Below are 20,370 nucleotides of genomic sequence, written 5' to 3' on the forward strand. Positions count from 1 at the left end.
AAGACGTGCTTGCCATCGGCATCAATCACGCAAACGGCCACAGATCGTAGCGACACGTCCAAACCCACATAGTAATCCATCTCGTTCTCCTCAGGTTGCAGTAATCACCGCAACTCTATCGAGAACCTGACCCATCCAACAGGCCAGCCCGATTACTCATGCTGTGTCCCGCTGACCCGCCATGGGTCGTCCAAATTTAATGTCGGCTTTGGGCTGGCACCCGTCAACGATCAAAAGCGTCAGATGACGGCAGTGAGCCCATAGGAGACCATGCATTTTTTTGCTGCACGCGCTCGCAGCGCGGAAATCGCCGCATTTGCAAAGTTTTTATACCCACTGCTTCTTGGGAAAACCTGCCATTTATGCTCCGCGTAGCGAAGATCAGTCTGGAGCTTTACGAGGCACAGACAAAGCGACAATTAGATGGATATGAACGGCTACGGCTTTGATCCGGCGTATCAGTACTTCCGCTCCTCAAACGCTTCACTTTGTGACAGTAGAAGAGTGAGCCTCAGTGATTGCTTCAGGACTTAACATACGGCCCGGGATTTATGCTTCAGTTATGTTCAACGCACTTTGCCGACTATTAACTTCTCAAATTCGTACGCTCAGAAGGCGAGTTTCCCTTCGCATCTCTTGTCTCCGTGCAAGACGCGCCGTCGCGGCTCTGTATTTCGCATGACAAGACTGCAATCGGAGCAACGCCCGGTCGCGCGCCTCGCGCTGACGTCGAACGTACGACCCCGGCGCGCCGAGCGTGCCGGGATGCGGCGCGGTGCCGATGGGGAAGTAGCCATTCGCCTCGTCCAATGCGATCCTCAGGCTTCGTTCCGCTTCGAGGTACCGAAAATACGCGACCGTCAAGAGGCGGAAGTGAGCGGCGATGTCTTGGTGCATCTTGTTGTCCTCCTGTCCTGATACCAGTAATCGCATGGAACTCGCTGGCATTGACGAATGTCATCGATCTTTTTCGGGTGCGTCACCTTCCAGTTGCGCGCGAAAACGTGACGCGACGGCGCGCCTTACATCGCGCGGTTGATCGTCGAGGGCCGCGAGTAGCATGCGCAAATCACGCCGGGTTTGATGCAACCGGTCGATGAGGGACAAGACCATGTGAACCGCGTCGGAAGTGAGCGCCATCTCCTGCCGCAAATCACAAAGCAGACGCAGGCGCGCGACATCAATGTCATCGAACTTAGGGCCACTTTCGCTCATCGCGGGCCGCACCAAGCCCTCGCGCACCCAAACCCGCAAGTCACGACGGGTGAGCCTGCGTATCTCCGACAGGACCTTCTCTTCGGTATAGATCATGTCGCCCTCCGCAACTCAGTTCGCGGGTCGAATCCGGCCGTCTCGCGCCAGCGCTTCGCCAAATTCTCCATGTCCTTGTCGATCTTCTTCGGCAGCACAATCTTCAGCCGCAAGATCTGATCGCCCGCCTTTCCCTTGACCGGTTTGATGCCTTTGCCACCGAGGCGCAGGCGCTGGCCGGAGGACGCCCCTTTCGGGATGGTGAGCGAGACGGGTCCCCACACCGTGGGCACATCGACAGATCCGCCGAGCACCGCCTCGTCGAACGTGATCGGTAGCTCCAACTCGATGTTGTCGCCCGCACGGCCAAACACAGCATGCGGTCTGACCGAGACAGTGACCAGCGCGTCACCCGACGCGCCCTCACCGTACCCCGGTGCACCCTTGCCGCGCAGTCGTAGCGTCTGGCCATCCTTCAGGCCCGGCGGGATGCTGATTTCAATGTTGTTGCCATCGGGCATGGTCACGCGACGCTTTGTACCGCGCACGGCATCGAGGAAATCGACATCGAGATGGTAACGCAGATCCTGACCGCGCGCGTGGACCTCCCTGTGGAACCCACTCTGGCGTGGACCGCCGACGCGGCCGCCGAAAAACTGTGAAAAAATATCGCCCAAATCGTCGTCGCCGACACCGCCGCCGAAGCCAGGGCCGGGGTCGTAGCGGCGGCCAGCATCCTGTCCGGCATAATGATGATAGTACTGGCGTTCAGGGCGTTCCTGGCCGCTGGCGTCAATCTCGCCTGCATCAAAGCGACGGCGCTTCTCGGGATCGCTCAGCAGATCGTAAGCCGCCGAGACGGCCTTGAAGCGTTCCTGCTTTGCCGCGTCATCCGGGTGAAGGTCGGGATGCAACTCCTTCGCCAGCTTGCGATACGCCTTCTTGATCTCGGCCTGGGGTGCGCTCTTTGGAACACCTAGGACTTTGTATGGGTCGATACTCATCTTGTTTCGCTTTCAATCCCCTGGCCATGCCGCAAAACAGGCGAGGCGGGTGATTGCCAAAAGGCCAGTGGCATTACCCGAGATGCAATGTCAGACACCCGGGCGCGCCAAGGATATCCGGATCGACGGGTCATGATCTGAGCACAATCAACAGGGTCCGACCATCACGCCAGACGGTCAACGCCACCGCGTTTGGCGCGTCCTCGAGAGCGCGGTCGATGTCGCGGATCGACCCTACCGTTTGACGGTTGACCGCCGTGATGACGTCCCCCGCCTCCAGACCGGCCTGCGCGGCACGGCTGCCTGGCGCGATCTCCGAAACGACAACGCCGTCTGCGTCGCCCCAAGCCGGATGGTTCCGATCGAGCGGGGAAAGGCGAACACCCGCCAACGCATCAATTGCGCCACGATCGCGCTCTGCCAAGCGGGGGCCCCCGCCACCTGCGAGTGCGACCTGCGTCACGAGGCGCTCACCATCTCGAACATAGGCGATTTCGACCTCATCGCCCGGCCTGCGCAGGCCGATTCTCTGACGCAAGTCGGCGGATCCGTCGACACCCTCGCCGTCAACCGCGACAATGACGTCTCCGGCGGCAAGACCCGCGTCGTCCGCAGGGGTGCCCGGCTCGACCGAGCTGACGATGGCGCCTGTCTCGGCGTCGACACCAAGCGCTTCAGCCAGGTCTGGCGTCAGGTCCTGGATCATCACGCCAAGCCGACCGCGCTGGACTTCGCCGAACTCGACCAGCTGATCCATAACGGACAGCGCCATGTTGATGGGCACCGCAAAACCGATCCCGACGTTGCCGCCGCCATTGGGCGCAATGATCGCCGTGTTAATACCGACGAGATTACCATCAAGAGTGATCAGCGCACCGCCTGAGTTACCCGGGTTGATTGAGGCATCGGTCTGGATGAAGTCTTCATAGCCTTCGGGATTGATCCCCGACCGTCCAAGCGCCGAGACGATGCCGCTTGTCACGGTCTGGCCGAGACCGAATGGATTACCGATGGCGACAACAAAGTCACCCACGAGCAGGTTTTCAGAGTTGCCGAGCGGCACCTCCGTCAGGTCTTCCGCCTCGATCCTTAATACAGCGATATCCGTGGCCGGATCACGGCCGATCAACTCGGCTTCGATGGTCCGGTTGTCGCGCAGTGTGACGCGGATCTCATCTCCGTTTTCGATGACGTGATTGTTCGTCAGGATGTATCCCTCACCAGCATCGACGATCACGCCGGATCCAGCGCTCATCTGCCGCTGCGGTGGCAGTTGCTCGAGCGGCGGCAAGAAGGGCTGGAAGAACGGATCGCGAAAAAGCGGCGTCATCTGGGTGGGTCGCTCAGAGACAACCGCGATGTTGACGACAGCGTCGTCCACGGCGTCGATCAGCGGCGCGATGGTCGGGATGCCGCGTTCATCAGGCTCAACCGCTGCGATTTGGGCAACCGCCGGCCCCGCGACAAAACCAATCGAAAAGACGAATACAATAGCCAGACGGCTCAGCATGGTTCATCTCCTTTGCAAAGGCGCCGCCGGGATCGCGCACCGGCGGCGCATCAGGACGGGATCAGGCGGCCTGCACCTCGATGCGTTTCACCTTGGCCTGAGCTTCCGGGGTTTGCGGTAGCTTGATGGTCAGCACGCCGTTCCTGAAGCTGGCCTCGGCCTTTTCGCCATCGACGCCCGGAGGCAACGGGATCGTGCGGTAGATCGCGCCGTAGCTGCGCTCGGAGAGGTAGTAGCCCTTCTTCTCTTCCTGCCGCTCGACCTTCTTTTCGCCCTTCACGGTCAGCATGTCGTCGGTGACCGACACCTCGATGTCCGACATGTCCATGCCGGGCAGCTCGATCGAAACCTCGACATGGTCCTTAGTCTCGACCACGTCAGACTTGGCATCTCCACCGCCCCAGGGCCAGTCGAGGTCGCCGGCGCGGGTCCAGAAGCTTTCGAAGACCCGGTTCATTTCGCGCTGCAAACCGGCGATGGGGCTCTGATCATCGGCCTTCGGTTCGGGCGCATGGTCCTTGCGAACCCAGGGGATCAAATCTTTGATCTGCATGTTTTTTCTCCTTCATATCTGCGCGGAGAGCCCCGGATCAGGACCCTGTCACGGCGATCTTCTTGGGCTGGGCCTCGGCGGCCCGAGGCAGCGTTACGGTCAGCACGCCATGCGAAACCGACGCTCCGATCTTGTCCGGGTCGAAATCGTCGGACAGCGTGAAGGCGCGTTCGTAATCGCCTTCCCCATATTCGGCGTATGCCAGTTGCAGCTTCTCGGGATGCGTGCCCTGGATCTTGCCCCGGACTGTCAGCACGCGCTTTTCAAGCGTGACGTCGACGTCTTCGGCAGAAACGCCGGGCATTTCGAGCATCAGCGTCACGCCCTCATCCGTTTCCACGATATCTGTGAGCGGTTGATAGATGCGCCCGCCTGCCATGGTTTCGGGGCCCTGGGCCGGGGTTTTCTCAACCGTCTCAGGCGTGTGGGTCATTTGGTCCGTCATGTGCGTCTTCTCCTCTCAAGCGGCTTTGATCTCGATCTTCCGTGGCTTGTCCTCGTCCGGACGACCCACGACGATGCGCAGGACACCTGCCGTCATCCGTGCTTCGACCTTGTCGTCGGACGCGGCAAAGGGCAGCCGGATCGCGCGGGTGAATTTTCCGAAACGGCGTTCATTGCGATGCCATCGCGCGGCGTCCGGCACGTCCGGTGCCTTGCGCTCGCCCGAGATCGTCAGAACGTTGTCCTTGACGGAAATATCAATGTCGGACGGGTCGATACCGGGGAGTTCCGCCGTCACGGCAACGGCATCGTCGCCTTGCCAGACATTCACCGCCGGAAAGACGGATTGATCAGAGTTCGTTGGGATAAACCGGTTCACGTCGCGCAGCATGGAACGCATCATCCCAAAGGGGTCGCTGCGGCGCGTGTAGGTGGGATAGTACATGTCTTGCCTCCTCATTTTGCCAATCCAAACGTGCGACAAATGTCGCATGTATTCGAGGCGCCCGAGGAGGTCGGACATGTCTAAAGGTTCGCCGATTAAGCGGCGTTCGATGTCATTCGCGTTTCCGTTCCGCTCCCGAACTGGCGAGTGGCCGGTGGTCCGCTGTCAGAGCCGAACCTTTATGCGTATCCGTGAAACCCCATCTGGGCGTCTCACAGCTGATAAGGTGAGGTCAATCCCGGTTTTCAAGACGGGATCGTGGAAATTTTGTCAACGATAGACACCCCAAGGACCAAATCTCGGTGCATCAATGCGGACAACAACAGGGACGCGAACGGGACCGCGTTCGGCCGAAGACAACGCCTTGCCGGTCAGTTCCTGCAATCGACGGACCCTCTCTTCGGTGGGCGGATGCGTGCGCAACAGCGACGGGTCGGGAATCCGGCGACCGGGCAGGATCATCTCTTCCCAAAATCGCCCTGTTCGACGCTCTAACTTCAGTAGAGCGGAAGCTAAACCTGCGGGGTCGCCGGTCAATTCCGCGCCGCCTCGATCTGCATCGTATTCGCGCGTACGCGACAGTGCGAGCCGAAGAAGGGCCATGATGGTCGGCGACACGACAAGCAAGATGGGAACAATCCACGGCACATGCGCCACTCCGGCAAGGATATGCGGCGATGATCGTGGTTGTCGAAAGCTGGCTGAATGCGTCAACGCCGAGCAGGTCGCGCGGACGCGTCCTTGCAACCTATGGCGCGTTGATGATGGGGGCCTGGGCCGCGAGCCAGCCGTTGATCGGGCTCGCCGATCCTGAAGGCTTCGTGCTCTTCGCGATCATCTCAATTCTGGTGTCTCTGTCTCTCGTCCCATTGACGTTATCTCGGGGTGCAGTCTCTCCGGACATTCAGGCGAGCCGAAGTTCAATATCAAGGCTTTTTGCGATCTCACCTATTGCGTTGGTCGGCGGCTTTCTGATCGGTGTCTGGACGAGCGCGTTCTGGGGGCTGGGGCCAACCTACGGGCAGTTGTCCGGCCTTTCCGACACTGAGGTCGCGACCTTCATGTCCGTTGTCATGATAGGCGCGCTTGTTGCGCAGTGGCCGGTGGGCTGGCTCTCGGATTTGATCGACCGCCGCGTGGTTATCGGGCTCGTGACCCTCTTGGCAGGTTGCTGCGCTGTTACACTCACAAAAATCAGTACAGAAGACTGGGAGGTCTTTTTGTTGACCTCCGCACTCTATGGCGCCGCCAGCATCTCGATTTACTCCGTTTGCCTCGCCCATATCAACGACCGGATCGAGGCTGATGAAGTTGTCGCAGCAGCCAGCGCTCTGTTGCTCTTCTACGCGATCGGGTCGGCGCTTGGTCCGATTACGATCGGTATCCTCATCGAAGCGTTTGGCCCCGCGACCTTTTTTGCGGCTGCGGCTGCGCTTCAGTTCGGTTTCGCCGCCTATGTCATTTGGCGCCTGCTGACCGACAGCCGCCAGCCAGAGGGCGACAAGCAGGGCTTCGTTGCAATGCCCGCTAATTCCACAAGTCACATGGCGACAGAGCTGCATAAGCACGGGACCGCCGACGACAAAAAATTTGCCAGTCAGACCTCTTGAAATCGTTTTTGTCCCAACAAATCTCTGCAGCGCGTGGGAGGATGGTCCTCCCATAACTCAAAAAGGAGACACGCAAATGCGTCGTTTAGCAGTAGGTGCAACCGTGGCCGCTCTGTTGGCGGCACCCGCTTTCGCTCTTTCGGTGTCTGATGTCGACACCGACGGCGACAGCCTCATCTCTTTCGCCGAAATGGCGGAGCTTTACCCCGATCTGACCGAAGAGACCTTTGCCGAGGTCGACACCGGCGGTGATGAGTTTGTCGACGAGGACGAACTGGCAGCCGCACTCGAGGCTGGTCTGATCGAAGAACCCGCTGAGTAACCGGCTTTGTACAAACGTCAATCTTGATCAGGAGGACACTGCACATGGCTATGACTGAAAAACTCCCAAAGCAGATCAACTGGAAGATCTGGGGCGCAGTTGCCGTCGCCGCGATCATCATTCTTGGTGGCGCGGGATACTATTTCGACTGGTTCGGCTCCGGCGCGACCGAAGCCGCGGCTCCAGCCGTTGAAGAGGCGGCACCGGCCAGCGAATAAACGCCATTCCGCCGATGTCGAGAGCCCGGCGGACAAAACCGTCGGGCTCTTTTGTTTCATCTCGGTTATGGCGGTAGTGCCCAGACCGATTTCTTTTGAGTTTTTCTTCCGATAGGTACGTTGCCTTTGGCGCGCCCCGTAATAATGCAAGCTGAACAATCTTCCCATTTATTCCATCGGTTCGATCTCATGTCGCCAACGTTTCACTGAAATTGGAAGCAATTGAAGAAACTCATTGCGGTTTGGACGCTTATTGTCGCTGATTTCGGCCACACCTATATGCGGGTCATAATTACTCGGAGGGTAAACGGATGGTTCGCACCTTCATGCTTATGGCAGGCATGACCGCGTTTGTGGGGGTCGCCGGGCTTATGCTGGGCGGTGAGGCGGGGCTTGTCATTGCGCTTGCCATCGCGGCGGGCATGAACTTCTTCGCCTATTGGAACTCCGACAAGGCCGTTCTGCGGATGCATGGCGCACGGCCTGTGGATCAAAGGTCCGCGCCGGAACTGTGGGAGATGACGGCAAGCATGGCGCGGCGGTCCGGAATGCCCATGCCGGCGCTCTACATCATCGAGACCGAGCAACCCAACGCTTTTGCCACCGGGCGAAACCCCGAAAACGCGGCCGTTGCTGTCACACGCGGACTGCTCCGCAACATGAGCCGAGAGGAGGTTGCGGGCGTCGTGGCCCATGAGCTGGCGCATATCAAGAACCGCGACACGCTGACCATGACGATCACCGCCTCGCTGGCGGGCGCAGTGTCGCTGCTCGCCAACTTCGCCATTTTCTTCGGCGGCGGGCGAGACCGCCCGCTAGGGATGATCGGCACAATCGCCATGATGATCCTTGCCCCTCTTGCGGCTGCGATGGTGCAAATGGCGATCAGCCGGGTGCGCGAGTATGAAGCCGATGCGGAGGGTGCCGCGATCTGCGGGAACCCTGAGTGGCTGGCCTCTGCACTGAACAAACTGGGGGTCCTTTCGGGCCGGATCGACAACATCGCAGCCGAAAGAAACCCGGCCACCGCGCATATGTTCATCGTCAACCCGTTGCATATGCAGGCTGTGGACAGCCTTTTTGCCACGCACCCGCCCATAGAAAAGCGCATCGCGGAACTGCGGAAACTCAGCGGTGCATCCATGCGTCGTGCACCGCGCGCACAAGCAGGCGCGGGTCCGTGGAGCTGAACGACGCCTATTGAAGGCCCCGCCCGCGATCCATAAATCAGCGCCGCGTATGAAACTGGAGGAGAAAACATGACCGAAGTTCTTGAGAAAGAGACCTTTTCGTTCCAGACCGAGGTGGGGCAGCTTCTGGAGATTGTCGCGGGGTCGCTTTACTCCAACCGCGAGGTGTTCCTGCGCGAGCTTGTCTCGAACGCATCTGACGCCTGCGACAAGCTCCGCTACGCGGCGCTGACGGATGCAAGCCTCGCCCCCGCCGACGGGTTCGCGATCACGCTCGCTGCCGATAAGAAAACCCTTTCAATTTCAGACAACGGCATCGGCATGAACCATGCCGATTTGCTCGACACTCTGGGCACAATCGCCAAATCCGGCACCGGCGCGTTCATCGAAGCGTTGAAGGCCGACGAAAAGGATGCCCCCGGCCTTATCGGTCAGTTTGGCGTGGGCTTCTATTCGGCGTTCATGGTTGCGTCCAAGGTTGACGTGCTGACAAGCAAGGCCGGTGAGGACGAGGCCTGGCTCTGGTCCTCTGATGGCAAGGGCTCTTTCACCATCGAGCCTGCGACCCGCGATGCCGCTGGCACCACGGTGACGCTTCACCTCAAAAAAGATGCCAAGGAATTCGCCGACACCGCGCGCATCCGCCAGATCATCACGACCTATTCGGAACATATCAGCTTTCCGGTGAAGCTCGGGGACGAGACCCTCAACGCGGCGCAAGCGCTTTGGACGAAAGCGCCAAAGGACGTAACACAGGACCAGTACATCGAGTTCTACAAGCATACGTCGCATGCCTTCGACACCCCATGGCACACCATTCACAACAAGGTGGAAGGGTCGCTCAACCACACCAGCCTTCTCTTCGTGCCATCCGTGCAGCCGTTCGACCTGTTCGACCCGGAACGCAAAAGCCATGTGAAGCTTTACGTGAACCGCGTGTTCATCTCGGAGACGACGAAAGACCTGATCCCGGCCTATCTGCGGTTCCTGCGGGGCGTGGTGGACAGCCAGGACCTGTCGCTGAATGTCTCGCGTGAGATGCTGCAAACGGACCCGAAGCTTGCCCGGATCAAGGGCCAAGTCACCAAAAAAGTTCTGAGTGAACTCAAGAAGAAAGCGACAAAGGAACCGGACGACTACGCCACCTTCTGGGGCAACTTCGGCGCCGTCCTGAAAGAGGGCCTTGTCGAAGACCCGTCATTACGCGACCGCATACTCGCAGTCTGTCGTTTTGCGTCGACCGGACCCGAGGCGCTCACCAGCCTGTCGGCTTACGTGGAACGGATGAAAGAGGGCCAGGATGCGATTTTCTACATCGCGGGCGAAGACGCGGGCAAACTGGCGCAGTCCCCGCATCTCGAAGGCTTCAAGGCGAAGGGGGTCGAAGTATTGCTGCTGTCAGACCACGTGGACGAGTTCTGGCTCCAGCACATCCATGAATTCGAGGGCAAACCGTTCAAATCCATAACCCGAGGTGCTGCGGATCTGGATGCGATCAAGGCCGACGCGGACCAAGCCGACAAAGACGACGACGCGGCTGACCTGTCCAAACTCATCGCGGCGATCAAGGCAGAACTGGGCGAGACGGTCAAAGACGTCCGTCCGTCCAAGCGCCTGACCGACAGCCCTGTTTGCCTGATTGCGGATGAAGGCGACATCGACGTGAACCTGGAAAGGCTGCTGAAGCGCCACGGACAATTGCTGGAAGGCATGCCAAGGGTCCTCGAATTGAACCCAAATCACGCGCTCATCTCAAAACTGGCCGAACGCGCCGAGAGCGATCCCGACGAGTTGCTCAAAGACGCAGCGCACCTTCTGCTCGATCAGGCCCGCATCGTTGAAGGCGAAGCCTCGGTCGATCCCGCCGGCTTCGCACGTCGTTTGGGGTCCGTAATGTCCCGCGCCTTTGGGGCCTGACTGGAGGAAGCGCGTCGATGCTGAAGCTGTTTGGAACACTTGCGGTTGCGCTCGTGTTCGCAGCGTCGGCGCTCGCCCAAGACCTGACGGCGCCCGAAGAGCGGCTGATCTCGCTCTTTGAGGCGTCGCGGTCTTCGGTCGTGTCGATCACGACGGGGCAAAGGCGGGTGGACCCCTGGCTGCGTCGGGCCGAAATCGTGCCAAGTGGCTCCGGCTCCGGCTTCTTCTGGGGGGAAGACGGCCACATCGTGACGAACGCGCATGTCATCCGAGGGGCCGTGCGGGCGGACATCCACATGTCGGACGGACGCGTCTTGCCTGCACGACTTGTCGGAACCGCACCGCAATTCGATCTCGCCGTGCTTCGGGTCGATCTCGATGGCACATCTGTGCAGCCCCTGGAAAACGGCAACAGTGCCGATCTCCGGGTCGGTCAAAGCGTGTTGGCGATCGGGAACCCGTTCGGGCTCGACTGGACGCTGACGACGGGGATCGTGTCGGCGCTCGATCGCGAGATCCCGATCGGGAACGGTGTGATCGAGGGGCTGATCCAGACCGATGCGGCGATCAATCCCGGGAATTCCGGTGGGCCGCTTCTCGACAGTTCAGGCCGGTTGATCGGTGTGAATACTGCGATCTTCAGCCCGTCCGGCGCAAGTTCGGGGATTGGATTTGCCGTGCCAGTGGATCTTGTGAAACGGGTTGTGCCGCAACTGATCGCGACCGGTGTGTATCGTCCGCCCGTGCTTGGTATCCGGTTTGACCCTCGCATTGACGCGTTGGCGCGCCGCAATGGCATCGAAGGGGCCGTCGTGTTGTCCGTCGATCCTGGTGGCCCCGCAGATGTGGCGGGGCTTATGCCAGCCGAGCGCAGCCCGCATGGCGGCATCATGCCGGGAGATGTCATTCAACGCGTGGATGGCCGGCACATCGCATCGGGCACTGACCTTGGCGCGATCCTAGACGACTATGCATCCGGCGACAGGATCACACTGACCGTTTGGCGAGACGGTGAAACGCGTGAAGTATCCGCGCAGTTGGCCGCCCCGTAGGCCACCATTTGAGCCGGCAGGCACCTTTCCTTCGACCTCATCCCTGCGGCTTGACACGTGTGACACGTAAGAACGCGGCACTGTATATCGAGGCAGTTTGACTACGCGCTGACATGGCATAATTTCGCCAAATCTGCACAACACACTGATTTTGGTACAATAAAATTTTGCCCAAGCATCTTGAAATCGAAAAGCCTCCTTACGATCTACGCAGCGTTGGCACTCCGTCGACGAGAGTGCCAAAAGCATTGACACTCTAACGGAGGAGCCTTGTACATGACATTTACCCCTCTGCATGACCGCGTTCTGGTGCGCCGCGTTAACAGCGACGAAAAGACCGCCGGCGGGTTGATTATCCCCGATACTGCCAAGGAAAAGCCCGGTCGCGGTGAAGTCATCGCGGTTGGCCCTGGCGCGCGTGACGAGCATGGCAAACACATCGATATAGCCGTGAAAGCAGGCGACCACATCTTGTTCGGCAAGTGGTCAGGCACCGAGATTACCATCGATGGTGAGGAGATGCTGATCATGAAAGAGAGCGACATCCTCGGCATCATTGAAGACACAGAAATCGCGAAAGCCGCGTAATTCCATACGAGACACAGGAGAGAGACAAAGATGTCTGCAAAGGACGTCAAATTCGATACCGCCGCCCGCTCCCGGATGCTGCGCGGCGTGAACACATTAGCCGATGCGGTGAAAGTGACGCTTGGCCCAAAGGGCCGCAACGTGGTGATCGACAAGAGCTTCGGCGCGCCCCGCATCACCAAGGATGGCGTGACCGTCGCCAAGGAGATCGAACTGGAAGACAAGTTCGAGAACATGGGTGCGCAGATGGTCAAGGAAGTGGCCAGCCGCACTAACGATCAGGCCGGTGACGGCACCACAACCTCGACCGTTCTAGCGCAGGCCATCGTCAACGAAGGCATGAAAGCCGTGGCTGCGGGCATGAACCCGATGGACCTCAAGCGCGGCATCGATCTCGCCACTTCGAAGGTCGTCGAAGCCATCAAGGCGGCTGCGCGTGACGTCAAGGACAGTGACGAGGTTGCGCAGGTCGGCACCATCTCGGCCAATTGCGAAGCGGAGATCGGGCGTCAGATCGCCGACGCCATGCAGAAGGTTGGCAATGACGGTGTCATCACTGTCGAAGAAAACAAGGGCCTTGAGACCGAAACCGAAGTCGTCGAAGGCATGCAGTTCGACCGCGGCTATCTCAGCCCATACTTCGTGACGAACCCCGACAAGATGACAGCAGAGCTCGAGGATCCCTTCATCCTGATCCACGAGAAGAAACTGTCTTCGCTCCAGCCCCTTGTTCCTCTTCTCGAGTCCATCATTCAGGCAGGCAAGCCGCTTCTGGTGATTGCCGAGGACGTGGAAGGCGAAGCGCTGGCGACCTTGGTTGTCAACAAGCTGCGCGGTGGTCTGAAGATCGCAGCCGTGAAGGCACCGGGCTTCGGCGATCGCCGGAAGGCCATGCTGCAGGACATCGCGATCCTGACCGGCGGCCAGGTGATTTCGGAAGACCTCGGCATGAAGCTCGAGAATGTCACCATCGACATGCTCGGTACCGCGAAGAAAGTCGCGATCACCAAGGACGAGACGACAGTCATCGACGGCGCTGGTGACAAGGCGGAAATCGACGCACGTGTCAGCCAAATCCGCACACAGATCGAAGAGACCACCTCCGACTATGACCGCGAGAAGCTGCAGGAGCGTGTGGCCAAACTCGCAGGCGGTGTGGCCGTAATCCGCGTGGGCGGCATGACCGAAGTCGAAGTGAAAGAGCGCAAAGACCGTGTCGACGACGCGCTTAACGCGACCCGCGCTGCTGTTCAGGAAGGCATTGTCGTCGGTGGTGGCGTCGCCTTGGTTCAAGGTGCAAAGGCACTAGATGGCCTGCAAGGCGCAAACCCCGACCAGAACGCAGGCATCGCCATCGTGCGCCGCGCGCTGGAAGCACCGCTGCGCCAGATTGCCGAGAACGCGGGCGTCGATGGTTCCGTGGTTGCTGGCAAGATCCGGGAAAGCGATGATGTCACCTTCGGCTTCAACGCACAGACCGAAGAGTATGGCGATCTGTTCGCCTTCGGCGTGATCGATCCGGCAAAGGTCGTGCGCACGGCGCTCGAGGATGCGTCTTCTGTCGCCGGCCTTCTCATCACAACCGAAGCCATGGTGGCGGACAAACCGGCCAAGAAAGAGGCCGCCGCGCCTGCCATGTCCGGCATGGACGACTTCATGTAAGTCGATCCGGCGTTCTGCGGGACGCTGTCTCAAAAGACCAGTGTCGCGGGCCTGCGCCCGCGGCACCTCAAGCGACCGTCCAGAAGAGGCGGCCCACGAATACAGGGAGCACCTCCAACGTTCGGTCTGATCTCAACCGCTGGCGCGGCCAATCGTCGGGCACGCTGGCCTGAACTGGAGGCATTCTCAATGACGACGCTTGTCGAAGCCCGCGGGCTGAAAAAGCGCTTCGGGGATACGACCGCGGTCGACGATGTCTCTCTGTCCGTTTCACGGGGAGAGGTCGTCGGGTTTCTCGGTCCGAACGGAGCGGGCAAATCCACCACAATGAAGATGATTACCGGGTTTTTGGAACCCGACTCTGGCACGGCTCAGATCGGCGGCCATGATGTCTGGCGTGACCCCGCGGCAGCGAAGGCGAAACTCGGCTATCTGCCGGAAGGCGCGCCCGCCTACGGCGAAATGCCTGTTGCCGATTTTCTGAGCTTCGTCGGGAAGATGCGGGGGCTGCGCAAAGCTCAACTGAACAACCGGCTGGCCGAAATGGCCGAGCGCGTGCGCCTGACGGAGGTCTGGTCGCGCCCCATCGAGGCACTGTCGAAGGGCTATCGTCGTCGCGTCGGCATCGCTCAGGCGCTGATCCACGATCCGGACGTCCTGATCCTCGACGAGCCGACAGACGGCCTCGACCCGAACCAGAAGCACGAGATGCGTAACCTCATCCGGGAGATCGCGCCGAACAAATCCATCATCGTGTCGACCCATATTCTTGAAGAAGTCGAATCCGTATGCTCTCGCGCGGTGATCATCGCGAGCGGCAAAGTCGTTGCCGACGCCACGCCGCGCGATCTTGTTGGCTCCAAGGATGACGGCCGTGCGATCCAGATCCGCATTAGCTCGCCGGAAGAGGCGTCGGTCATCGAGAAGATCAAGCCGCTCGTAGGTGGAGCCGAACTTGAGGTGATGGAGCGCATGAACGGCTCCACACGCTTGCTTCTGCGCTACAATGACAAGCCAGAGGACACGCACGCCATCAAGACGCGTCTGAAGTCGGCCGATCTGCCCGTCGAGGAGGTTGGCATCTATCGCCCGCGCCTCGAAGACGTCTTCCGCGATGTAACCACCCGCATTCACTAAAAAGGACCGACACCATGACTGCTTCGCTTTCCTCGGTGAGCGTCGTCTTTGGCCGTGAGTTCCGCGCCTATTTTGCGACGCCGCTTGCCGCGATTTTCCTTGTCGTGTTCCTGGCACTTGCCGGGGCCATGACCTTCTTCGTCTCCGGCTTCTTCGCCCGGGGCAGCGCCGATATGGCGGCCTTCTTCACATGGATGCCGTGGCTCTTTCTGGTTCTACTGCCAGCCATCGGCATGCGCCTTTGGGCGGAGGAGCGCCGCTCTGGCACCATCGAACTGTTGATGACCATGCCGGTTGCGCCCTGGACCATCGTGCTGGGCAAGTTTCTGGCAGGCTGGGCCTTTACCGGCGTCGCGCTGGCGCTGACCACGCCGCTTTGGATCACGGTCAATTGGTTGGGTAGTCCTGATAATGGCGTCATCGCAGCTGGATACCTAGGCACGTTCCTGATGGCGGGGGCCTTTCTGGCCGTTGCCGCCTGCATCTCGACCCTGACCAAGAATCAGGTGATCGCCTTCATCTCGGCCGCCATCGTGACCTTCATCCTGGTCACGGCCGGGTTGGAGCTTGTGCTGGGCGCGATCCGCGGCTGGGCCCCCTACTGGCTGACCGAAGCCGTCGCGGCATTGTCCGTGCTCGAACACTTCCAGCGTATCACGCAAGGGCTGATTGAGGCGCCGACGCTGATTTTCTTCGGCTCGCTCATCGTCCTTGCTCTCATGATCAACACGTTCCTCGTGGACCTGAAGAAGGCTCAATAAAAATGGACCGTTTTGCAAAACTCATAAATTGGACCCGCGGCCTGACGCGCCGCCAGATGATCGGGACCTCCATCGCGCTCTGTGCTGTGCTCTTCATCTCGATCAACATCTTCGCCGCCCGCGCCCTCGATGGATGGCGCGGGGATGTTACCGAAACCCAAGTCTGGACTCTGTCTGAGGGGACGGAGACTCTGCTCTCCGATCTCGCGGAGCCCCTGCACCTGCGGCTCTACCTGTCTGACGGGCTGACGGAGGCCGCGCCGCAACTGGCCAGCTACGCCGACCGCGTGCGGGGCATGCTGCAATCCTACGCCGATCAGGCGAATGGGCAGATCACCCTCGAAGTGATCGACCCGGAGCCGTTCTCGGATGCAGAAGATCGTGCCGTGGGTTTTGGCATCAATCGCATCGCATTGGCCGGCGCGGCTGAGCCGATGTTCTTTGGCCTTGCCGCCACGAACTCGACCGATGGGCGCTCCACGATCCCGGTCTTCTCGCCGGATCGCGAGGCTTGGCTGGAATACGACCTGACACGGCTCGTGGCCGAGTTGGGCCAGCCCGAAAAGCCCAAGGTCGCTCTGTTGGATGGTATTGGCCTCTCCGGCAACCCCATGATGGGCGGGGCTGAGCAGCAAAGCCTTGCGATGCTGCGCGAGCTCTATGACGTCGAAATCCTGTCGGGCGATGTGAACAGTTTCCCCCAAGGCACCGAAGTCGTCGCGGTCGTGCATCCGCAGGGTCTGACCGAGCCCACGCTTTATGCGCTCGACCAATGGGTGATGGGCGGCGGTGCCCTGATGGCCTTCGTGGACCCCCATGCCGAGACGCAGATGGGCCCGCAAGGCATGCCCGCGCCGGATGCGGCATCGGACTTCGCGGCACTCTTCGAGGGTTGGGGCGTCGGTTTTGATGCCACGCAAGCTGTTGCCGATCCGACCTACGCGCTCGCCACGAACCGGCGCGTTCAGTGGCGTGACGTGAATGTGGGGAACCCGGCTTGGCTGCGGCTCGATGCGAGCGCGCTCGATCAGGACAGCCCTGCGCTTGCCCGGCTCTCGGCCATGGTCATGACCACGGCGGGCAGCTTCGAGACCGCCGAGGATGGTCCGACCCTGACCCCTCTGGCAACTGTCTCTGACGCGGCTGTGCTGGCGAGTGCCGCGGATGCATCGAACCGCTTTGGCGATCCTCGGGATTTGCTCACAAGTGGTGAGGCAGTGGACACAGCCCCGGTCGTGATTGCGCGCCTCAGCGGTGCATTGTCGTCGGCGTTCCCAGACGGAGCACCGGAAGGCTCGGAATGGGAGGGTGAGCATATCGCAAGCACCGAGGCTGCGAATGTGCTGCTCTCTGGTGATGCCGACATGCTCATGGACCGCAACTGGATCCAACAGCGCAGCATCTTCGGTGCGCAGATCCCGCAGGCCTTTGCCAATAACGGTGACTTCTTCCTGAACGCCGTCGAGCAAATGGCCGGTGGAGCCGCCCTGGCTGACTTGCGTGGCCGGGCCGTGGATTGGCGTCCGCTCACCCGCATCGAGGCAATGGAACGCGCCGCCGAGGCCGAGTACCGCGCCACCGAGCAAGCCCTGCTCGACCGCATTGCCGAGACCGAAGCCGCCTTGCGCAGCCTCGCTCCGCAGGAGGGTGAAGGGAACGGCCTCTTCAGCGCCGAGATGGTGGCTGAGGCAGAAAACCTGCGTGCCGACCTGCTCGCCGCCCGCGCGGAACTGCGTCAGGTGCAATACGATCTGCGCAGCGATGTGGAGGCGCTTCAAGCCAGTGTGACAACGCTGAATGTGGGCCTCGTGCCCTTCCTCGCAGCCGTCATTGCGCTGTTCTTCGCCCTGCGTCGTCCAAAGCGGACAGTGCCGACCCGTGTTGCGGCATAAACGGACACTCAAAGGAGACATCTCATGAACCAGAAGTCTTTTCTGTTGCTTGGCGGCGCCACAGCCTTGTCGCTGATCGCCGCGGGCGCAACGCTGTTTGGCAGCGGGAATGCCCCCGCCTTTGCCGAGGCTGGTGAGCCCCTCTTCCCTGGGCTTGCCGAGGCCAGCGCCTATGTGGCGCGTTTGGAAGTCCGGGAAGGCGATTTCGCCATCACGATTGAGTCCCGTGACGACGTATTCGTCGACGCGGCCTCCGGTTTCCCGGTTGATCCAGAACCTCTGCGAGACCTTGTCAGCGGCATGACCATGGCCACCATCGCGGAAGCCAAGACCGCCGATCCCTCACGACACGCCGATCTGCAACTTGCCTCCATCGGGGCTGAAGAAGGCGCCGGAAGCGAAATCATCCTCCTAGACGGGGATGGCGACACCCTTGCCCATGTGATCGCCGGCCAAAGGGATTTCACCCCGGGCGGTGTCACCGGCGGTCAATACGTCCGGCGCAGCGATGAAGACGCGACGTGGCTCGTCCACGCGCGGCTTGACCCGCCAAGCTCGCGCGCAGGCTGGTTCGACACGCGCCTGATGGAGGTGGACGCAATCGAGCTCACTGGCGCGACACTCACCACAGAAGATGGCAGTGTGATTGCCATGTCGGGCGCAGACGGAACGCTGACTATAGATCCGCTGCTGATGACAGGGCGCGTTCCCGCAGAGAACCAACTGAACCGGATCGTGCGGCTTTTCGAGACGCTCGACTTTGCGGACGTTCGCGCGGGCATGGCGATCGGTAGCGAAGCCGCGGGACCTTCCCTGAAGGCCAGCCTCGAAGATGGAACGACAATCACCCTAACTCAAGTCAGCGGGTCCGAGGGTGGAGATGAAACGCGCTGGTTCCGTATCAACGCAAGCGGCAGCACCCAGATCTCCGAAGAGCTCGCCGCGACAACCACTGGGTTTGAGTTTTCGATGTCGTCATCCGACGCCGAGGTCTTCGACTGGACTTTGGATGACCTGACGGAGGAAACCGCCAGCTAATTGGAGCGCCGCAGCCAAACAACCCGGCTGCGGCTCATTGTCTGAATTACTGAGGTGCACACTGAGCAGCGTCCGGAGCACGCATGCCGCGAGCTTTCAGAAGCTGGGTGACGATCCCATTCGAACCAAGGGCGCTAGAGGAGCGACAAGCATCAATGTCCCTCGCGCTGATGGGTAGCCGCTCAGGCGAGACGAGCGAGGACCACGCGCTAACACGCGACACGGCGGGATCGCGATATGAACATACTCCGCATACGCAACCGCGCAACGCTCTGAAATCTTGAGGAAATCGGCACGATCCTTCGCTAGAGCGGCTTAACGATATGCTAGGGAGTGCCGCTTTAAGACATCTCAGATCTCGGAGCACGGCTTGCATCGGCTCTGGCACCCATAGGGTCCGATCTATACGCAGTATCGGATTTTGGCCGGCGTCTGCAAACGGGGGTTGCCGCTGCTCGTATAATCGCGCTGTCAGCACGGTGCTGAGCAATGGGCGTGGAGGGAGGACCGGAGGGCAAGTCATGCCAAGAGTTCAACTTCCTGCAATCACCCCAAAAAGAAAAGCATGGAACAAAGGGCGGATCATCGGTCAGAAACGTCGACTGCTGCCAAAACAGGTTTGGGCAATCCGTGCCCGGCTCGAGCTTGCTGGCAATCTTCGCGACTTGGTCCTGTTCAACGTCGCTATCGACAGCAAACTGCGGGGATGCGACCTGGTAAGGCTCGCTGTAACTGACCTGGTCAAAGATGACCGCGTGCGGGAGCGAGTATCCGTTATCTAGAGCAAGACCAAGCGTCCAGTACAGTTCGAACTTACGGAAAACTCGCGCGAAACTGTTTTGAACTGGATAAAGTCGCCCGCTATGTTTGCTTGTCGGTTCATGTTCCCAAGCCGCTTTCACGACCGGCCACATATCTCGACACGCCAATACGCACGGCTCGTCCGGGGTTGGGTAACGGCGATTGGGCTTGAACCGAGTGGATATGGCACACATTCGCTTCGCCGCACCAAGGCAGCGGAGATTTATCGAAAGACCGGCAATCTTCGCGCCGTGCAACTGCTGCTTGGTCATACGAAAGTCGACAGCACGGTCCGCTATCTTGGCGTCGAGTTGGAAGATGCTTTAAGCATCGCAGAACGCATCGACATCTGATCAACTTTGGCGAACGGTTACGCCGTTCGCCAAGCTAGTACGACCTTCCGCCTTTCATGTGGTGACCTCGCGGATTTGGCGTTTCGCAGCTAGCGCGCTTGAGTAGCCTGTATGGAAATCGCGATTTTGGTTTCAGGCAGTATCATGCACGCGAATGACCGCTTCAACGGTAGCCGCTGTGCTGCGGCAAATTAAATGCTGCACGTGCGAGCAAATGCTGCACCAGCAACCGCTGCATCCGCACAAGTCGTTCCGCGCTTCCGACCTTCGTCGCTCAAATCCAATGTCGGCTTCCGGGGCTTTGCGACCATCAAGAAGCACAAGGCAAACTGCGGCTCTGCCCTCGCGTGGTATCCCATGAGCGATTTTCCTGCGGCTCCTTTTAACCAATGATGCCTCACCGCCTCAGTTCAGCAGGCGGCTCCGACTACAATCCACCGTTGCAAAGAGTAGGCATCAAAACCGAGGAGCCTTCAAGATTTACTGCTGCGGTGGCACCGCCTTTACCCTGCCCAGCGTCGGCGGTCTCCACTCAGGGCCGCGCAAGGGCACAGGCTGCGGGTCGTCCGCCTCCTGCTGCCGGTCGATCTCGGCCCAGTCGATGGACGATAGCAATCTCTCT

21 protein-coding genes and 1 pseudogene are annotated in these 20,370 nt (G+C 60.2%); 13 read left to right on the forward strand and 9 right to left on the reverse strand.

Translation table 11 applies throughout. The annotated features are described in order from the left end of the window. Positions 1 to 594 precede the first annotated feature (594 nt). The 8 genes from H7847_RS24125 to H7847_RS24160 form a co-directional block, all read right to left on the reverse strand. Complete coding sequence (locus tag H7847_RS24125) at positions 595 to 897, reverse strand: hypothetical protein (protein WP_227272053.1); 303 nt, start codon at positions 895 to 897, stop codon at positions 595 to 597. Between the two features lie 60 nt (positions 898 to 957). Then, a complete protein-coding gene (locus H7847_RS24130) occupies positions 958 to 1,311 on the reverse strand; it encodes a MerR family transcriptional regulator (protein WP_227272054.1) in 354 nt (117 codons plus the stop codon). Then, complete coding sequence (locus tag H7847_RS24135; protein WP_227272055.1) at positions 1,308 to 2,255, reverse strand: DnaJ C-terminal domain-containing protein; 948 nt, start codon at positions 2,253 to 2,255, stop codon at positions 1,308 to 1,310. The genes H7847_RS24130 and H7847_RS24135 overlap by 4 nt, the downstream gene beginning before the upstream one ends. A gap of 130 nt (positions 2,256 to 2,385) precedes the next feature. Then, the gene (locus H7847_RS24140; RefSeq protein ID WP_227272056.1) at positions 2,386 to 3,765 is read right to left on the reverse strand and encodes a Do family serine endopeptidase; all 1,380 of its coding nucleotides are present in this window, start codon (positions 3,763 to 3,765) and stop codon (positions 2,386 to 2,388) included. Between the two features lie 61 nt (positions 3,766 to 3,826). Continuing rightward, a complete protein-coding gene (locus tag H7847_RS24145) occupies positions 3,827 to 4,318 on the reverse strand; it encodes an Hsp20/alpha crystallin family protein (RefSeq protein ID WP_227272057.1) in 492 nt (163 codons plus the stop codon). A 37-nt stretch (positions 4,319 to 4,355) separates the two neighbouring features. Continuing rightward, positions 4,356 to 4,763, reverse strand: a complete 408-nt coding sequence (locus tag H7847_RS24150; RefSeq protein WP_227272058.1) for an Hsp20/alpha crystallin family protein — start codon at positions 4,761 to 4,763, stop codon at positions 4,356 to 4,358. Positions 4,764 to 4,778: 15 nt separating this feature from the next. Continuing rightward, entirely contained in the window at positions 4,779 to 5,207 is a 429-nt protein-coding gene (locus H7847_RS24155; protein ID WP_227272059.1) for an Hsp20/alpha crystallin family protein, read from the reverse strand. Positions 5,208 to 5,477: 270 nt separating this feature from the next. Then, positions 5,478 to 5,855: a M48 family metalloprotease gene (locus H7847_RS24160; RefSeq protein ID WP_227272060.1), complete on the reverse strand. Its 378-nt coding sequence runs from the start codon at positions 5,853 to 5,855 to the stop codon at positions 5,478 to 5,480. Between the two features lie 29 nt (positions 5,856 to 5,884). Here H7847_RS24160 and H7847_RS24165 point away from each other — a divergent pair, with 29 nt between their 5' ends. The 13 genes and pseudogenes from H7847_RS24165 to H7847_RS24225 all read left to right on the forward strand — a co-directional run bounded on the left by H7847_RS24165 (position 5,885) and on the right by H7847_RS24225 (position 19,748). After that, positions 5,885 to 6,817: an MFS transporter gene (locus H7847_RS24165; protein ID WP_227272061.1), complete on the forward strand. Its 933-nt coding sequence runs from the start codon at positions 5,885 to 5,887 to the stop codon at positions 6,815 to 6,817. A 76-nt stretch (positions 6,818 to 6,893) separates the two neighbouring features. Next, the gene (locus tag H7847_RS24170; RefSeq protein ID WP_227272062.1) at positions 6,894 to 7,139 is read left to right on the forward strand and encodes an EF-hand domain-containing protein; all 246 of its coding nucleotides are present in this window, start codon (positions 6,894 to 6,896) and stop codon (positions 7,137 to 7,139) included. Between the two features lie 44 nt (positions 7,140 to 7,183). Beyond that, on the forward strand, positions 7,184 to 7,357 hold the full coding sequence (locus tag H7847_RS24175) for a hypothetical protein (protein ID WP_227272063.1): 174 nt from the start codon (positions 7,184 to 7,186) through the stop codon (positions 7,355 to 7,357). Between the two features lie 311 nt (positions 7,358 to 7,668). Continuing rightward, positions 7,669 to 8,547: a zinc metalloprotease HtpX gene (gene htpX / locus H7847_RS24180; RefSeq protein ID WP_227272064.1), complete on the forward strand. Its 879-nt coding sequence runs from the start codon at positions 7,669 to 7,671 to the stop codon at positions 8,545 to 8,547. Between the two features lie 69 nt (positions 8,548 to 8,616). Then, on the forward strand, positions 8,617 to 10,464 hold the full coding sequence (gene htpG / locus H7847_RS24185; protein WP_227272065.1) for a molecular chaperone HtpG: 1,848 nt from the start codon (positions 8,617 to 8,619) through the stop codon (positions 10,462 to 10,464). A 17-nt stretch (positions 10,465 to 10,481) separates the two neighbouring features. Then, a complete protein-coding gene (locus tag H7847_RS24190; RefSeq protein ID WP_227272066.1) occupies positions 10,482 to 11,516 on the forward strand; it encodes a S1C family serine protease in 1,035 nt (344 codons plus the stop codon). A 276-nt stretch (positions 11,517 to 11,792) separates the two neighbouring features. After that, positions 11,793 to 12,104: a co-chaperone GroES gene (locus H7847_RS24195; protein ID WP_227272067.1), complete on the forward strand. Its 312-nt coding sequence runs from the start codon at positions 11,793 to 11,795 to the stop codon at positions 12,102 to 12,104. A gap of 30 nt (positions 12,105 to 12,134) precedes the next feature. Continuing rightward, the gene (gene groL, locus H7847_RS24200) at positions 12,135 to 13,766 is read left to right on the forward strand and encodes a chaperonin GroEL (RefSeq protein WP_227272068.1); all 1,632 of its coding nucleotides are present in this window, start codon (positions 12,135 to 12,137) and stop codon (positions 13,764 to 13,766) included. A gap of 189 nt (positions 13,767 to 13,955) precedes the next feature. Further along, positions 13,956 to 14,903 carry an ABC transporter ATP-binding protein gene (locus tag H7847_RS24205; protein ID WP_227272069.1) on the forward strand — a complete coding sequence of 316 codons (948 nt, stop codon included), beginning with the start codon at positions 13,956 to 13,958 and terminating at the stop codon, positions 14,901 to 14,903. A 14-nt stretch (positions 14,904 to 14,917) separates the two neighbouring features. After that, positions 14,918 to 15,664 carry an ABC transporter permease gene (locus H7847_RS24210; protein WP_227272070.1) on the forward strand — a complete coding sequence of 249 codons (747 nt, stop codon included), beginning with the start codon at positions 14,918 to 14,920 and terminating at the stop codon, positions 15,662 to 15,664. Positions 15,665 to 15,666: 2 nt separating this feature from the next. Next, complete coding sequence (locus tag H7847_RS24215; protein ID WP_227272071.1) at positions 15,667 to 17,556, forward strand: GldG family protein; 1,890 nt, start codon at positions 15,667 to 15,669, stop codon at positions 17,554 to 17,556. A gap of 24 nt (positions 17,557 to 17,580) precedes the next feature. Further along, a complete protein-coding gene (locus H7847_RS24220; protein WP_227272072.1) occupies positions 17,581 to 18,594 on the forward strand; it encodes a DUF4340 domain-containing protein in 1,014 nt (337 codons plus the stop codon). 521 nt (positions 18,595 to 19,115) lie between these two features. Continuing rightward, positions 19,116 to 19,748 (forward strand): annotated as a pseudogene (locus tag H7847_RS24225) (tyrosine-type recombinase/integrase). Between the two features lie 480 nt (positions 19,749 to 20,228). On the opposite strand, the gene H7847_RS26875 reads toward H7847_RS24225, so the two are convergent. Beyond that, positions 20,229 to 20,363: a hypothetical protein gene (locus H7847_RS26875; protein WP_264479696.1), complete on the reverse strand. Its 135-nt coding sequence runs from the start codon at positions 20,361 to 20,363 to the stop codon at positions 20,229 to 20,231. Between the last annotated feature and the right edge of the window lie 7 nt (positions 20,364 to 20,370).

This window comes from Roseobacter weihaiensis, from assembly GCF_020622345.1.
Taxonomy (GTDB): domain Bacteria; phylum Pseudomonadota; class Alphaproteobacteria; order Rhodobacterales; family Rhodobacteraceae; genus Roseobacter; species Roseobacter weihaiensis.